The sequence below is a fragment of the Ktedonosporobacter rubrisoli genome, assembly GCF_004208415.1.
Lineage (GTDB): Bacteria > Chloroflexota > Ktedonobacteria > Ktedonobacterales > Ktedonobacteraceae > Ktedonosporobacter > Ktedonosporobacter rubrisoli.
Genome location: NZ_CP035758.1, coordinates 11,308,112 through 11,323,491, shown reverse-complemented (window position 1 = coordinate 11,323,491; position 15,380 = coordinate 11,308,112). Strand labels below are relative to the sequence as shown.

The following is a 15,380-nucleotide window of genomic DNA, read 5'->3' as shown; positions in this document are numbered from 1 at the left end:
TTTTATCAAAAATCGATAACTGCCGCGTTTGGATCTGGCAGTAGCCCATACTGATAGAGGCGCTCTCGCCTGGTAAAGCGCCGTACTCCCAACCCGGACATGTTGTAGGTGACGACATATTGCAAACGTTTATTTCCCCGATTTAGCCACATACACCACTGTAAAAAGGCGCGCAGAGCAGGAGAAGTCGTGGCGCAGCAGAGCGACATACGATGACAGAGCCGTGCAATATAGGCAAATTCGGTGGGACGCTTGCCTCCATATGCTGTTAGCGCCTGGGCAACCTCTCTTTCGTTCAGATGCTCGCCCGTTGCTGCTGCCTGCAATTCCGAAGCCAGCGTCCAGGCATCAATAATGGCGGCATTCATGACCTGTCCCGCTGCCGGATGTACATAGTGAGCGGCATCTCCAATCAATGCGAACCCGGGACGCGTCCAGATCGGAGAGCAAAAATTCCAGGCCCCCTGCAATTGTGCGCCCGCAAAATCGTCAGGTATCTGCTCCGCGATCACCTGGAGCGCTGGCGTGTCCCTTAACAACTGCTCGCGCCAGCTTGCCATCCCCTGCTGTTTGATCTTCGCCAACTCGCCCCGCTCAACCTGTACATAGAGACGTGCACGTTGCCCCGGCATCGGATAGAGTACGCGCACCCCTTTGCTGGAGAGAAACGCATTCATCACCGGTTCCAGATGCGACACATGCTCCAGATCCAGCCCCAGCAATTGATGGGGATACTCGTACATCGAAGCAGAAATGCCCATCCAGCGCCGCAATTGAGAGGTTCGCCCATCAGCTGCGACTGTCAGGCGAGCGCTGACCTCGTATTCCTTCTGCCCTGCGAGCAGTCGGGCTCCAATCACTTCTCCATACGAATTGAAGCGCAGATCGACACATTGCGTGTTATCGCGTATCTCGACCAGCGAATTCGCCTCTTTATAAAGGGCAGACTTGGTTTCGTGGTAGTAGTGGACCATGCCATAGTTAAACGAGCCGGGGAGAAGCTCATAGTTCAGCTGGCCCATAAAAGCACCATTGGCGCTACTCGCCTGCATTGCACGAATGTTCAGCGCTCCTCGTGTTCGTAGGGTTGAAAGCACACCCCAGTTCTGTAAGATCCCCAACGTGCGAGGCTGCAAAAACTCTCCGCGATGCACCAGCGTTTCTTTGCTCCGCTTGTCGATCACCAGAACTCGCCGTCCCTGCTGCCCCAGAGCCACGGCCAGCGCCAGACCTCCAACGCCAGCTCCACAGATCAGTACGTCATAGTCATTTGTGCTGTTCATCTCTTTTATTCTCCAGATTCGCTATCCCGATGACGCCCTCTTTCTTCAAGTGAGCGCCTCCTGGCTCTATTTGCTACCAATATGCCCTTTTTCCGGTAATTTCCCTATCCGTAGTTCCCGCTTATCTTTGCCTTTGGGGAAGGAATGGCAGATTCAAGCATTTTTCTCTTGATTTCTTCTCTTTTTATAGGTTAAAATAATCTATATCAAATTAATATAGATTGGTTGAATCTAAAACATTTTAATCCAGGGAGGCATCTCAATGTATGTAGACATTCTCATTCTTGCCGAGCTAACTTCTCAACCATATCATGGCTATGAACTCAAGCGGCGGGTGGAACGCATTCTAGGTGGAACGGTGACGATCAATGCCAACCAGCTCTATCCCACTTTACGGCGCTTTGAGGAGATGGGAGCGGTTTCTCGTGAGGTCGAACGGCAATTGGGAAAGCCTGATCGACACATCTACTCTATCACTGATCGCGGTTTGGAAGTGCTTCAGGATCTTCTGCAAGACTTCCCCCCTGAGATTGCGCGTAGCGATGCTGAATTCGGTTCGCGAGTGGCATACTTTCATTTGCTTGAGCCTCGTGCTCGCCTTGCGATCCTTACTACACGGGAGCAGGCGCTACGACATCATCTGCAGCATCTGGAGCAATCTCAGAAACTCGTCAGCGAGAATAATGCTTCACAGTTGTTCTATGTAGCGCATTTTCTCTCATTTCAGCAGCAACAGTTGCAGCATGAGCTGGCCTGGCTCAGCTCTCTTATAAAGGAGGTAGAAACAAGATGACGCGCACCCTCTCGACAAAAGTCTCGGATGGACTGCCGATTGCAACGCAGGTTGGGTTGATTGCTGGCCCGTTTCTGAGTTCGGTAGACTCCAATATTGTCACAGTCGCCTTGCCAGTTATCGCCAATCAGTTACATACTACTCTGCAAGCTGCGCAATGGATCTTGAGCGCCTATCTGCTCGCGTTGGCGGCTGGTTTGGCAGCCAGCGCCTTTCTGGCGAAACGTTTTGGCACCCGACGCGTCTATCTCATCAGCCTGGTAGGCTTTACCGCCAGCTCAGCGCTGTGCGCCTTCACGCCTGACATTAGTTTGTTGATTGCGGCCCGCGTGGTGCAGGGATTGCTGGGTGCTCCTCTGATTCCTCTGGCGTTGAATATGTTGCTGAGCAAGCAAGGCGGCAAGCGTCGGCGCTTACCACCAGCCGCTGGCATGATGCTGTTCCTCGCTCCGGCAATTGGACCGGCGGCTGGCGGGTTGTTGCTGCACGTGGGTGGCTGGCCGTTGATCTTCCTGGTGAATGTGCCGATTGGAATTCTTGGTATGCTTGGCGTAATTAGCATGCCTCGCACTGCAGGTCCACCCCGCACTGCGGCTCCATTTGATCCTCTGGGGATCGTGTTGCTGGCCGCAGGGCTGGTGCTCGTACTGCTGGGGGCCACGCAGGGACCGGATCAGGGCTGGCTCACGATAACGGTCTGGCCGTTGCTGTTGGGTGGTGCTTTCTTGCTGGCGCTCTACGTGGTCTGGGCATTGCGCCATCCTCATCCCGCTGTCGATCTCAAACTGCTCCGTCATTCTCAGTCGGCACTGGCGATTGGTCTCAGTGTGTTGACTGCGGTGGTGCTCTTCTCGATGCTGTTCCTAGCTCCCCTCTATATGGAGGAGATACAGCAACTCTCGGCATTGATCGCCGGTGTGGTACTGCTGCCACAGGCATTGGTAACCGGTCTGGGAACTGTGGTAGGACATCGCTTACCCACTCGCTTGAGCGCGTTGTTGGGTATGATCATACTGACGGCCAGCACCGCCCTGCTGTTAGTGGTGAATATTACTACGCCAGCCTGGGCCATTGCGCTCATATTGTGTGGACGCGGCTTCGCGCTAGGTATGGTGATCCAGCCTCTGCTACACGCTGCAATTGATCGCCTTGGGCCAACTGAGGTAGCGGATGGCAATACGCTGTTCAATGTCGCACAGCGGTTGGGAGCTTCTGTGGGAATAGCGCTACTCTCTACCTTTTTCCTGGTACGTGAACAGGTGCGAACCAGCGCGGTACTCCAGGCATCAGGGTTTGCGCCCAACACATCGGTGACAAGTCTACCCGCCTCTATCCGGGCGAAACTGGGAGAAGCTGCTGTAGCTGGTTTCCATGACACCATCTGGTTACTGATAGCGCTCTCGGCCTGCGGCATTCTAATCGCCTTGCTACTGCGTGATGTCCCTCGCTCCTCGACCCACAAAGGCGCTCAGTCGGGCGATAAGGATAGCCCGCCTGACAGCAAAGACGCTCAGTCGGTTGGCAAGGACGCCCAGGTGCACCAGAAACTTCAGGAAGACAGCAGAGATTGCCAGCCAATCAGCGAAAATCCTCAGATAGTCAGTGGGTATAGCCAGATAGAAGAAATAGGGTCCGGGAAATAATTATGCCAGGACTCCTACCAACGAAAGCTGTTACAAAAACGTCAAATGTGGATGTGTGTAAACCATCCACATTTGGCATTTCTCATACAGCAGTCTTTATTGAGGTTTACTGCTCTTCGAGCGAAGCTGCTGTTGGTAGAGGTGGTAAGTACATCAGGCCAGAAATGAGCCAGGCCAGCATACCAGTCACCACGACAGAGCCGACCAGCATATGCATACTCCACACACTACCATATACTACTGACAATACGATGGTATAGGTAATGAGCCATATGGTAGGGACGAGCGCGATTAAGATGCGAAAATGCTCTTTTCTTGCTAGCGAAGGGCGCAGAAAATGATACGCAGAATCGATCAGGAGGCCAGCAATCAGCCCTATGGGAATAGCGATCAAATGGCTTTTCAGCACTGCGAGCGTAATGGCGTTCAACGTCAATATAAAGGTAAAGAAGCCAAAAAATAGCTTCCAGCGCCGTATTGTATACATCGTGAGAACTGCCAGGAAGCCCCCTGTATGAGATACGAGGCGACAGCGAGCACCTGCCCCGTCTCATCAGTTTTTGGCGTGTTGGTGAGCCAGAAATCACTGTATGGATGTATGGCCGGTGTAATCAGCGACCAGTACGTAAGAAGAAGGTTATAGGCGAGAGCAAGAAGGATTGGCGAGGTTGCCCTGGCATTAATATGCAGTGAGCGGTAAGGACTCACAACAATAAAGCCAAAAAAAAGCATAAGGGCATATGGGTAGGCGAAAATTGAGCATCGATAAGCTGCTCAACGCCAAAGAAGATATGCCAGAACATATCTCCTATCCCTCCTATGAATGATCCGATCAGACCCAGTATCGCCATATCATAACCAGTTGGCAGCGCTTCCTTCCAGGAAAGCCCACGCCACCGATTCATGAGAATCACGCCTGGCAGCGCCAATGCTGCCGCCAGCAGACCCGAATAGAGTACGCCGTGCCAGGGGGTAAAAAAGGTCTCCAGCTTGATATGTCTGTGTGCCCATGTATCAAGCGTTATCCCCAGTATCAACCAGTAGCAGGCTCCCAGAAACACCCAGGAGAAGTGTTTCGATAGTATCTGGGACCAGCTGTGGTTGCGCACCAATGAATTGATGGTACTCATATCTCCATTCCTTTCCACTGGCAATTCCGCTGACCATTGTTCCCTCCCGGTAGATTCCATTCGCAGCGCTGTTTCGCCAGGTTATGTCTCTTGCTGTGTACTGATGGGTTGCGTTGTAGGAGCAACCACGCAGGAGAGATATGCACCGGTCACTCCTGCCAGAACTACAGCGCCCGCCGCCAGATGCATGCTCCAGAGGAAATGCCCGTCGCTAATGGACACAACGTCAGCATATAAATGATCATCCAGCATGCAGGCACAACAAAGGAAAAGAGACGCAATGCCGCTACCCGCTGAAACGAAGGGCGCAGAATGAAGTACGCAATATCGGTAACCAGGCCGACCAGGAAGCCCATAAAGATAGTTGGGACAGGATGGTCCGGCATAAAGCCAAGTGGGATGTAGTTGATGGTTGTTAGTAGCGTGAAGAAGCCAGGAAGTAGCTTCCAGCGCCGTATGATATAGAAGTTGACGCTCATCATAATGACCGTTTGCAAGAAGACTGAAGCCATACCCAATCTTTGACCGAGTACATTGGTGACTGCGTATTGCAAGGGCCAGAAATCGACAAACGGATGAACGGTTTGCATAAGCTGATCAATTGCCATGAGCAATTGACACGCTGCTCCAAATACGAGCAGTTTATCCAGAAGAGTATCTCGGGTCTTGCGGATATAAAGAGAACGTAAAGGACCCATTGTGAAAAAGAATCCGAATACGAACAGCAAAAGATGGGTTGGGCTGTACTGGGCATCTACGTTGTTCTCAAAACCGAAGAGCGTATGCCAATATATATCACCCAGACCGCCGACGAAAAAACCGAAAATCCCGTAGAGCGAAAGTCCGTAGCCCACAGATGAGCATGGAACCGATGCCTTCCCAGCAAAAGAGCATCTGATGCCCGAGGATAAAGCAATCCATCGTCTCAAGCGCAAATTGGAATGAGTGCAACAGGAACAAATTTTTCCCGCTCCATTACTTGACATGTGCTCAAAACATAGTTTATAATTTGACTCGGAAGTCATAAAATGATGATGGTTTGATACACAATCCTGGTTCGCTTTGGCCAGAGGGAAGAGGATGAAAACAGATGGGTACGGACAGCGCGGTCTGCTCCTTACGTCAGAAACAGCGCCAAGAGCGCCTGGAGTTGATCCTTCAGACAGCTGAGCAAGTATTCACGGAAAAAGGGTATCGCGATACTTCAATGGACGAGATCGCCACACGTGTAGGAATCGGCACGGCAACCATCTACTCGCACTTTTCTAGCAAGGAAGATTTGATGGTAGTAGCAATTCTTGAACGCGACTTTCGCCGGATCGTCCCGCCAGTTGAAGAGATCTGCCACGCTACGGGGAGCGCGACAGAGAAACTTGGCAAGGTTTTTCATCTTCTCATCAATACTGATTTTTTCAGTCGTCGTGTGCAGGTACTCTATGCAATGGGCAACAGTCCTGAAGCTCAGAGAGCCATGCTTGCACGCCAGGATGCAATGCTAGAAAGCGCGCAGGCTTTCTCTGCTGCCTTGACCACGATCATTGAGCACGGCAAAGCTGATGGAGAATTTCAGCCAGATATCGCTACGGCTACTATGCTCAAAGGGTTTCTAGGTATGCTGCGAGCCCAAAGCGTAACCGATCAATTTCTGAATCGCTATGCCTCAGAGCCCGATGAATTATTGCATATCTATCTGCAAGGCATTGCCAGACGTGAGTAAGGTTGTATCTTGCCTCTTCTAGCTTTGGGGATAAGCACAACACGATGACAGCAATGGCTCTTAACAAGTTCAGTTCTCGATCAAGCCAGACTAGTATCCAACCCACCACTTTTATTGCTTCACAAACATATTCATGTATATCTACTGATAGAAGTGTATGGAGTAAGAAGCATGTCACAATCGAGTAACTCGCAGGCCATAGGGCCGCGCTATAAATGGATAGCGCTCTCGAATACGACGCTTGGCGTCTTAATGGCTACGATTAACTCCAATATTGTTCTCATATCTCTGCCAGCTATATTTGATGGGATCGGCATTAATCCACTTGACCCCAGTCAAACCAATTACCTACTATGGATGCTGTTAGGATATATGGTCGTGATGGCAACATTATTGGTTACGTTCGGGCGCATTTCTGATATGTTCGGGCGCGTTCGCATGTATAACCTTGGCTTTGCTGTCTTCACTGTAGGAAGTATTCTGCTCTTTCTCACGCCAGGTACCGGAGATACGGCAGCGCTAGAGATGATCATTTTCCGTATCATCCAGGCTATTGGAGGGAGTTTCCTCTTCGCTAATAGTACAGCCATTTTGACGGATGCCTTCCCGGCGCGCCAGCGTGGTATGGCTATGGGTATTAACCAGGTTGCGGCCATTGTAGGCTCTATTCTCGGCCTGATCCTGGGTGGTGTTCTTGCCGCCGTTAACTGGAGGCTTGTCTTCCTGGTCAGTGTACCATTTGGGATCTTCGGAACGGTCTGGGCCTATATGAAGTTGCGCGAGACGGCCCAGGTAAATAGGAACCAGAAAATCGACTGGCTGGGCAACATCACTTTCTTCGTCGGCTTAATCGTTCTGCTGCTCGGGCTCACTTATGGTATCGAGCCTTATGGAGATGCCGCAACCGGCTGGGGCAATCCTTTTGTCATCGGCGCTATCGTCTTCGGTCTGTTACTGCTTATAGCTTTCGTCTTTATCGAGCTACGCGTGCCAGACCCAATGTTCCGTCTATCGCTCTTTAAATATCGAGCCTTTTCGATTGGCATCTTTAGTAATTTTCTCTCTAGCCTTGCCCGTGGGGGGTTGCAATTTATGTTGATTATATGGCTGCAAGGCATCTGGCTACCGCTCCACGGCTATAGCTTTGAGGACACTCCTCTCTGGGCCGGCATTTACATGCTGCCGATGATGGTTGGTATGATTGTCGTTGGCCCGATCAGCGGTCTGCTCTCTGATCGCATGGGAGCCAAGACGCTGGCCACTCTTGGCCTTCTTGTCCAGGTGCTCGGCTTTATTCTGCTCACCCTCCTGCCTGCAGATTTTAACTATCTCTGGTTCGCTGCCTTGCTGGCTCTGATGGGCTTGGCTCAGGGCCTTTTCTCGGTCCCGAACACAACAGCTCTGATGAACAGCGCTCCCGCTAATCAACGCGGTGCAGCGGCAGGCATGAACTCAACTTCGCAGAATGCTGCCTCGGTAATCAGTATGGCGATCTTCTTTAGCATTGTTACGCTTGGCCTGGCAGCCGCATTGCCCACGACGCTCTCGACAGGGTTAACTCAGGCAGGCTTACCAACGGCCACAGCTAACCAGATTGCCCATCTACCACCCATCGCGGCTCTTTTTGGCGCCTTCCTTGGTTATAACCCTATGGCAACACTCATTCCGGCCCCTGTGCTCCATCAGTTGTCGGCCGCAAGTCAGGCTAACCTTCTGGGCAAGACGTTCTTCCCCAATCTCATCTCATCGCCCTTTATGGTAGGTCTGCATGCAGCATTCTACATTTCCGCCGGTTTATGCCTGATTGCCATGATCTCTTCACTTATGCGTGGAAAGCAATTTATCCATGGCGAAAGCGAGGATGATATCACCATCGAAGCTCAGCCAAAGAAGGCCATCCTGGCTCAGCACGGTGCAAATCAGACCTAAATCAGGCTAAAACAAGAGGGCAGCCTTTCTGGTTTGCCCTCTTGCTTTGTCACCCTTCCCTTCCCTGAATAGAAGAGTGCGTTGCGTCATCGGAGCTCGCAGATGTAGGATCTGGCTGGCTTGCCGTTGAGCATGAGCTCACCTACGGCGACGAATCCATTGTGTTCAAGCACCTTGCGCGAGGCCGGATTGTCCAGTTTAACCCTCGCCCGCAACCTGCTAAGCCCATACTTTGTTGCGGCGAGTTCGCGCACCTTGCCTACCGCCGCTGTGGCCAGTCCCTGCCCCGCGACCTTCTGCGCGATCCGATACCCCAGCTCTGCTGACCCATCTGCCACTTCGTAGAGGTTCACCCGCCCCACTACCTCACCGCCCTCGGCCACCAGCAGGTGAAAGTAATCAGTCCCGCTGGCCTGCGACGCGAGCAGTTGCGCAAATCGCGTGTCGAACTCGGCGAAGAACTCGTCCCCTCGATCCGGTATCACCGCCGCGAAGTAAGCCCGATTCTCCCGCTCGAACGCAAGCAAGGCTGGCGCGTGGTCGAGGCAAAGCAACTGAAGGTCTGGCATGGGGAGTTGGAGGTGTAGTGTCAATTCCGACTCGGTTCCCTTGCCCTCCTTCGATTCCATGTGGGCAAGCTTCCCACCCACGGCCTGCCTATCGAGGAAGGAACCTGCACCAACCTCTGTTGCTCCTCGTTCATCTCGTTCTTCCATATGTTTCTCTCTTTGCTCAATCAAGTGCTGTGCTATATGTGCCCGATATGCCACACCTGCTAGCAGCGCTACGACACGTCGGCCAGATTTGGCCTGCTCAGGATACTGCATGATAAGCCCTGCATAAAGGGCAAGCAGTTCAGCCCGGCGCTTCGCTCGTTGTTCGTAGCTCCATTTGCAGGAAAGATAAAGGCCATCTTCGTGCTCACTAATGGCCTGCTGCAGAGCTCAATATCTGCGATTTCTAGCTCGGGTAGCTCTTGCTGTTACCTAAACAGGAGTATAGCCATTCTCTCGATAAGAAGCAAGCGCTGCAAAGTAGACGCTATACTTACGGCAGATGATCGAAGGTGAATAGTAAATCAGAAGGTGCGATGAAAGGATAGCAGAAAACCATGGATATGGAAGGTGTAGATATGCAGCAGCTGCATAAGCTGCAAGAACAAGCTGAGGCAGAGGGCAAAGAGTGTGTAGCTGGCGCGATTGTTCTCAATGGAGAAGGTAAGATCTTTGTTCAAAAGCGCTCTCTTCAGCGGCGGGTCTTCCCTGGCTGCTGGGATCTCGTCGGCGGACATGTCGAACCTGGGGAGCAGCTCTACAACGCGCTTTCTCGGGAGATTGAAGAGGAGGCTGGCTGGAAGCTCAGGCGCGCGATAGCTCTCGTTGCTACGTTTGATTGGGAAGCTGCTGATGGCCGCCAGAGGCGTGAGTTCGATTTTCTGGTTGAGGTTGAGGGCGATCTTGAACATCCCCGGCTAGAATGGAGCAAGAATAGCGAGTACCGCTGGATTAGCCCTACCGATTTAAATCTGCTCAAAGATAACCGCACAGAATACGATCTGGTAGTCTATGAAATTGTCAAAAAAGCCCTGGCCACACACGCATAGACTCGGTTTCCCCATCACACAAACATGCGCTTGCTTTATCAAGTTAGCAAGCGCATGTTTAATTGAATCATGCTGCTTAAGGTGGAAATGGAATGAAGTCCGCTTTCTGTAAATTCTTTCTATTGCGCAAGGTAGCCGCCATCAACACCCAGTGTCTGGCCTGTGATGAACGATGCTTCGTCAGAGCAGAGAAATAGAGCTGCTCCTGCCACTTCTTGAGGAAAGCCAACCCGTTGCATCGGATGCACTGGCACTTGCGCTTTACGAAAGACTTCTATATTGCCGTAGGCCCGAGCTCCCATTGCAGTTTCAATTGCTCCCGGGCTTACTGCATTAATGCGCACTCCCGACGTAGCATATTCGAGAGCCGCAGATCTGGTCAAGCCTACAACAGCATGTTTCGTCGCTGCATAGAGAGCCATATTTGGAGCTCCAACATGGGCGAGGGTCGAAGCATTGTTCACAATAGCGCCATGTCCCTGGCGCTTCATTTGCCGAATCTCGTATTTCATGCTCAGCCATACACTCTTGAGATTGGCATCAATGGTATGCTCAAATGCTTGTTCGTCTGTTTCAATTAAAGGACCCGGATAGCCTTCGCTACCGGCATTATTAAATGCAGCATCAAGGTGTCCATACGTCTCAACGATGTTTTCTATAAGCCCCTTTACCTGCTCTTCATCTGTCACATCCACTTGATGGAAGTATCCTTTGCCACCAGCCGCACGAATCTGCTGCGCTATTTGCTCTCCTTCGATGATCCTTCGTCCCGCAATGATAACCACAGCCCCAGTTCTCGCAAAAGCTAATGAAGTAGCCTGACCAATTCCTGTGCTCCCTCCCGTCACCAGGGCGACTTTCTCTCTGAAGCTATTTTCCTCTGACACTTTTATTTTTCCTTTCTCATCTACTGACAGTCCTAACGAGTCAGAACCTTCAAGGCGATATTACCGCGCCCTTTATCCTGGAACAGGGCAATAGTAGCCCAGAGCCGTAAGATGTTGTCGACCACTTCGATCTGATCCAGGTCTCCCAGCTTCACCGGGTTTAGACCGATCTCAGAGATAAGTTGCTCGACGATTGCTTGCTTCTCCCCTTCAGGACCACAGTAGAACAGATCAGCCTGCACGCCCTGATAGGTGGGGTCAGCAAAGGTCTCCCAGCTATATGAATTGAAGGCCCGATAGACCTGAGCATGCGGCACATACGCTTGCAACGTACTCAGACTGTTTAGCGCACCTGTCGCTTGCCATTGTTTGGTAGCCTCGGTTTGCCCTTTCACAAGTTGATTTGTGGCATCAATGATTATCTTATGATCAAGGTGCTGGGCATGCTCGGCAATAAGCTCACGCACCACGCTGCCGGGAACAGCTAAAAGAACGATATCAGCTCTGGCTAAAGCCTGTGCCGGCGAGCCAATAAAAACATGCTCCCCCAAATCCTTGCGCAAGCTTTGCACTCTTTCCGACTCAGGATCTTTGACTCCAAAGGCAATCTTATGCCCGACATATATCCATTTATTCCCTAGTACATTACCTACAGTACCAGCACCTAGAATAGCAATATGTAATGGTTCCATCTTTTCTCTCCTTCTATTTTTCCACTAGCAATTATGTGTCATATCACTTCTTTGCTTCTCAGGTTTAACTCTCTATCTAGCGGAGAGATATGCCGCTCTGTGTCCTTAATTATAGAAGAGAGACTTCCATCTTGTAAGGAGGAACTAGAAAGTGATATAGTTACTTCATGGAAACCTTAAATAATAACAAAGATATTTTTGACATCACTTGCCCCGAGATGCTAAACGTTAACTGCCGTACTCGGCGAGGCTTAGCTCTGCTTACCGATCAGTGGACCTTGCTCACGATCGTAGCTATGAGACATGAAAAGAAGCGCTTTAGCCAGTTACAGGCCCTGATTGAAGGTATTTCAAAGAAAATGTTAACGCAGACGCTGCGCAAATTAGAGCGAGACGGTCTGGTCAAACGTGTTATTTATCCGGTGATACCACCAATGGTAGAATATTCGCTCACTCCTTTAGGACGAACCCTCATAGAACCGATTTATGCATTGCGCGATTGGTCAGATCAATATATAGAGCAGGTCGAGCAAGCGCGCTCTGATTATGACCAGCAAGACAGAAATTCTCTTCAGGAAGAGATTATTGCGCTCGTCCAGCAGCGCACCAGTGAATGAGCACTTGGAGACCTACCTTGTAGGTGTTTGTACCTATCTCAGCTGCCTCTAATTGTACCAACCTCATTACGCGCCTTCCCGGCTCATCTCCCATGTCCCCTATCTCCACCAGGTAAAAGTTGTATACCAGATAGCTTTCCGACTGCATGCCCATTTTCTTCTTTAATTTTCATAATGGACCACCCTGGATTCTGTGATGCTGTTATCAATATTTTCTGCTATAAATTCTTGATTTTTTGTGATCTATAGAAAATAATCGTTATAATGATTTACCTTGACTTCTAATTGTTTAGCTCTTATTCTAATAGAAGCTTATCTAAAACTAGCATGTAAGAACTTGCGGAGAAGCAAAGATGCCAGACGAAAATGAGTTCATAGGAGAACGCTTCGGAGAATACCGACTTCTACGTTTTCTGGGATCAGGGGGCTCAGGTCAGGTCTATTTGGGAGAGCATCTATATGATAGATCACGAGCCGCAGTAAAGCTGTTGCCAACGCGTCTTAGCAAGAATCAAGATCTTAAGGCGTTTTTGAATGAAGCGCGTACCTTCCGCCTCACCCATCCAAATATTGTACGCATACTAGACTTTGGTAAATGCTCCTTCGACTATTGTTCATTATCACAAGTTTGCCATTTCTTGCCCTTAGTCAATGCTCTATATCAGAAACGATACATATTGCATAAGTAGGCCGTGATTAGGCAAGCCTACTTATGCAATTCCTTTCTATGCGGGCAAGCTGGCAATCGCTTCGACTTCAAGTAAGAACTCTTCTCGGGCCAGGCTCCGCACTTCAACCAGTGTATTTATGGGGGGCGATTGCGTATTCACGTAGCGATCGCGTACCTCGCGGAAGAGGAGCAAATGTGAGCGATCTAGCAAATATATATTTAGCTTCACTACGTGGCTAAAATCTGCGCCAGCGGCGGCAAGAGCCGCTTTGATATTCTCAAATACTTGTTGGGCCTGGGCACGAAAGTCACCAGGTCCAACGAGGTTTCCTGAGGGATCAAGCGCAACCTGCCCGGCAACATAGATTGTCTGCCCACCTGTGACTTTTGCCACATGCGAATATCCAGGTGTAGAAGCTAACGTCGCAGGCGAAATAAGCTGAATATGGTCTGGGTGTTTCATTCATGACTCCTTTTATGACCTAACTGTTAGACCGATTATACAAAGAAAACCGGCTTTATAACTATAGCTTGGAACTTAACAGAATTCCTCTTCTGCATAGCTTGAAAATCAGGCATCCAGGCAGAAAAACGGAAAAAAACACTACTCGGGTAGCACTTCAGGCGCTAGATGCCCCACTCCTTCGGCGATCACAAGCAAGATATCCTGAGTCATTTGGGCTAAGGAGGTTGTACTTTCCTCCTGGCTCCATTGGATCACGGAGCCAAAAATTGCCCAGCTCACCACACGGGCAATGGTTTCTTTCGGTACTTTCAGGCGCACCTCGCTCTCGCTTTGTCTCAGCCAGCGTAGAAGTAGCGCTGTTAGCTCTTCATGAATTGCGCGCTCAATCAATGGTGCCAGAGCGGGCGGCACATGCTGTTGGTGTTGATATTTTCTCTCAAAATAACTCAACATGCTTTCTATGAGCAAATGTAATGTCCTTCTATCCCAGCGTGCCGCTGGAGGGAGTATTCGCTCCATAAGGTGCTGAAAATCCTCACGAATAAATTCCTCGACTAACATATATTTATCTGCAAAGTGGAGATAAAACGTCCCACGATTGACATTAGCCCGATCGGTAATATCCTGAATGCTCGTCGCGGCAAAACCCTTTTCGCGCACAACTTCAACAAATGCCTGCTGGAGCATTTGGCGCGTTCGTTGTACCCGTCGATCCATGCGTCTTTTTGTGGCAGCCATCTATCAGCCTCCATCTTTGCTTAATTTTTCAGCAGATCACTAAGCTATCTATTCCTTTATGACTCAACAAGTTTGCTTCTATGTTCAATATTCAACAAATATATAGGGTTGTGTATTGCTCATACAAAGACCGGGCCCTACTATTATAGGCAAGGATTACCTGGTTAAGCAACTGATAGAAAATTTCATGGAGATTAAAGGAGCTAGACATGAGTTCATCAGGAATAGAGCACGAGGAGATTGCTAAATATTATAAGGTTGCGCTAGATGCGCTCTACGAGGTCGCCAGAACCTACTTTTTTCTTGGAAGATTAGATGATGCCCGGCACTTGCTTACCACATCTCTACAAGTTTTTGAAGCCCAGGAAACTATGCCGCAACATCGTCTTAAATTGCTACTATTATATGGGCGTATCCTGCTCGTCAAGCAGCTGTTGAGGGTTGGAGATACACCTGCTCTGTTCTCGACGCTTGAACAAGCCAGGTGGATTGCCGAGGAGATACAGGATCAACAGGCTATTGCAGAGGCTTTGAGCTTACTGGGACAAGCCCACTACTCAGTTAACGTGACCGCTGGAGTAATTTTGGATAGTCCAGATAGTGGGAAATACAACACAGCCCTTGCCTATCAACAGCAGGCGCTGGAGCTGCGAGAAGCATTACATAATCAGCGAGGCATCAGTGAGTCATACTTCCAGATTGGAGTTATACACGAGCGCTGGCAAGATTATGATCGGGCAGCTGAATATTATAAGAAGGCGCGCCAGATTGCTGATCAGTATGATTACCCATTCGAAAAGACTGAGCCTGCGCGCCATCTTGCCGTGCACGCTCTGAAAGATGACCATCTGGATCAAGCGCTTCAACTCGGTCTGGAAGCTCTAAAATTGCGCGAGGAGGCCAGCTTCAAACCCTACCAGCCCCTGGATCACATCTTGCTCAGAGATGCTTATCTGGCCAAAGGGGATGCGGCAAACGCTGAGCTGCATACCCGAAAGGCAACCGCTCTGGCTGAAGAGATGGGGCTTACCGCGCTAATCTCTTCACTGCCCAACATTAGAGAGGCCCTGGCTTCTCGTCAGAAAAAGGCTTAGAGCGCTCACACTGCTTTTGCCTCGGTGGCACAAATACCTTTGCTGCTTTTCTTGAGCATAACGCAGGCTTGAGGCGAGCTACAGCGATCATCTCCTCCACGTGTCACCCGCTGCTAAA

17 protein-coding genes are annotated in these 15,380 nt (G+C 50.2%); 8 read left to right on the top strand and 9 right to left on the bottom strand.

From position 1 onward, the window contains the following. Positions 1-5: 5 nt before the first annotated feature. Complete coding sequence (locus EPA93_RS48020; protein ID WP_129894368.1) at positions 6-1,283, bottom strand: FAD-dependent oxidoreductase; 1,278 nt, start codon at positions 1,281-1,283, stop codon at positions 6-8. 262 nt (positions 1,284-1,545) lie between these two features. On the opposite strand from EPA93_RS48020, the gene EPA93_RS48015 reads away from it, so the two are divergent. Beyond that, a complete protein-coding gene (locus tag EPA93_RS48015; RefSeq protein ID WP_129894367.1) occupies positions 1,546-2,076 on the top strand; it encodes a PadR family transcriptional regulator in 531 nt (176 codons plus the stop codon). Then, a complete protein-coding gene (locus tag EPA93_RS48010; protein WP_129894366.1) occupies positions 2,073-3,719 on the top strand; it encodes a DHA2 family efflux MFS transporter permease subunit in 1,647 nt (548 codons plus the stop codon). Before EPA93_RS48015 ends, EPA93_RS48010 begins: the two co-directional genes overlap by 4 nt. Positions 3,720-3,825: 106 nt before the next feature. On the opposite strand, the gene EPA93_RS48005 is transcribed toward EPA93_RS48010, so the two are convergent. From EPA93_RS48005 to EPA93_RS47995, 3 genes are all read right to left on the bottom strand, one after another. After that, positions 3,826-4,206 carry a hypothetical protein gene (locus tag EPA93_RS48005; RefSeq protein WP_129894365.1) on the bottom strand — a complete coding sequence of 127 codons (381 nt, stop codon included), beginning with the start codon at positions 4,204-4,206 and terminating at the stop codon, positions 3,826-3,828. 217 nt (positions 4,207-4,423) lie between these two features. Continuing rightward, positions 4,424-4,849 carry a hypothetical protein gene (locus EPA93_RS48000; protein WP_129894364.1) on the bottom strand — a complete coding sequence of 142 codons (426 nt, stop codon included), beginning with the start codon at positions 4,847-4,849 and terminating at the stop codon, positions 4,424-4,426. A gap of 164 nt (positions 4,850-5,013) precedes the next feature. Then, positions 5,014-5,457, bottom strand: a complete 444-nt coding sequence (locus EPA93_RS47995; protein WP_129894363.1) for a hypothetical protein — start codon at positions 5,455-5,457, stop codon at positions 5,014-5,016. Positions 5,458-5,939: 482 nt separating this feature from the next. On the opposite strand from EPA93_RS47995, the gene EPA93_RS47990 reads away from it, so the two are divergent. Both EPA93_RS47990 and EPA93_RS47985 read left to right on the top strand, forming a co-directional pair. Then, a complete protein-coding gene (locus EPA93_RS47990) occupies positions 5,940-6,566 on the top strand; it encodes a TetR/AcrR family transcriptional regulator (RefSeq protein ID WP_129894362.1) in 627 nt (208 codons plus the stop codon). A gap of 171 nt (positions 6,567-6,737) precedes the next feature. After that, on the top strand, positions 6,738-8,495 hold the full coding sequence (locus EPA93_RS47985) for an MFS transporter (RefSeq protein WP_129894361.1): 1,758 nt from the start codon (positions 6,738-6,740) through the stop codon (positions 8,493-8,495). Positions 8,496-8,581: 86 nt separating this feature from the next. Here EPA93_RS47985 and EPA93_RS47980 read toward each other — a convergent pair whose 3' ends face one another. Further along, positions 8,582-9,322, bottom strand: a complete 741-nt coding sequence (locus EPA93_RS47980; protein ID WP_242527290.1) for a GNAT family N-acetyltransferase — start codon at positions 9,320-9,322, stop codon at positions 8,582-8,584. Positions 9,323-9,606: 284 nt separating this feature from the next. Here EPA93_RS47980 and EPA93_RS47975 point away from each other — a divergent pair, with 284 nt between their 5' ends. Continuing rightward, positions 9,607-10,098, top strand: coding sequence for an NUDIX domain-containing protein (locus EPA93_RS47975; protein ID WP_207229392.1), 492 nt, complete (start codon positions 9,607-9,609; stop codon positions 10,096-10,098). A gap of 119 nt (positions 10,099-10,217) precedes the next feature. Here the strand turns inward: EPA93_RS47975 and EPA93_RS47970 are convergent, their stop codons facing one another. Then, the gene (locus EPA93_RS47970) at positions 10,218-10,985 is read right to left on the bottom strand and encodes a glucose 1-dehydrogenase (protein WP_129894360.1); all 768 of its coding nucleotides are present in this window, start codon (positions 10,983-10,985) and stop codon (positions 10,218-10,220) included. 32 nt (positions 10,986-11,017) lie between these two features. Then, positions 11,018-11,677 (bottom strand): NADPH-dependent F420 reductase, encoded by a 660-nt coding sequence (locus EPA93_RS47965; RefSeq protein ID WP_129894359.1) that lies wholly within the window; start codon positions 11,675-11,677, stop codon positions 11,018-11,020. 167 nt (positions 11,678-11,844) lie between these two features. Here EPA93_RS47965 and EPA93_RS47960 point away from each other — a divergent pair, with 167 nt between their 5' ends. Further along, positions 11,845-12,294: a winged helix-turn-helix transcriptional regulator gene (locus tag EPA93_RS47960; RefSeq protein WP_242527289.1), complete on the top strand. Its 450-nt coding sequence runs from the start codon at positions 11,845-11,847 to the stop codon at positions 12,292-12,294. Positions 12,295-12,647: 353 nt separating this feature from the next. Then, positions 12,648-12,983, top strand: coding sequence for a protein kinase domain-containing protein (locus EPA93_RS51315; protein ID WP_129894358.1), 336 nt, complete (start codon positions 12,648-12,650; stop codon positions 12,981-12,983). Positions 12,984-13,019: 36 nt separating this feature from the next. Here the strand turns inward: EPA93_RS51315 and EPA93_RS47950 are convergent, their stop codons facing one another. Together EPA93_RS47950 and EPA93_RS47945 are read right to left on the bottom strand one after the other, a co-directional pair. After that, positions 13,020-13,427, bottom strand: a complete 408-nt coding sequence (locus tag EPA93_RS47950; RefSeq protein ID WP_129894357.1) for a RidA family protein — start codon at positions 13,425-13,427, stop codon at positions 13,020-13,022. Positions 13,428-13,568: 141 nt separating this feature from the next. Beyond that, positions 13,569-14,168, bottom strand: a complete 600-nt coding sequence (locus tag EPA93_RS47945; RefSeq protein WP_129894356.1) for a TetR/AcrR family transcriptional regulator — start codon at positions 14,166-14,168, stop codon at positions 13,569-13,571. A 209-nt stretch (positions 14,169-14,377) separates the two neighbouring features. On the opposite strand from EPA93_RS47945, the gene EPA93_RS47940 reads away from it, so the two are divergent. Then, a complete protein-coding gene (locus EPA93_RS47940; protein ID WP_129894355.1) occupies positions 14,378-15,262 on the top strand; it encodes a tetratricopeptide repeat protein in 885 nt (294 codons plus the stop codon). Positions 15,263-15,380: the final 118 nt, after the last annotated feature.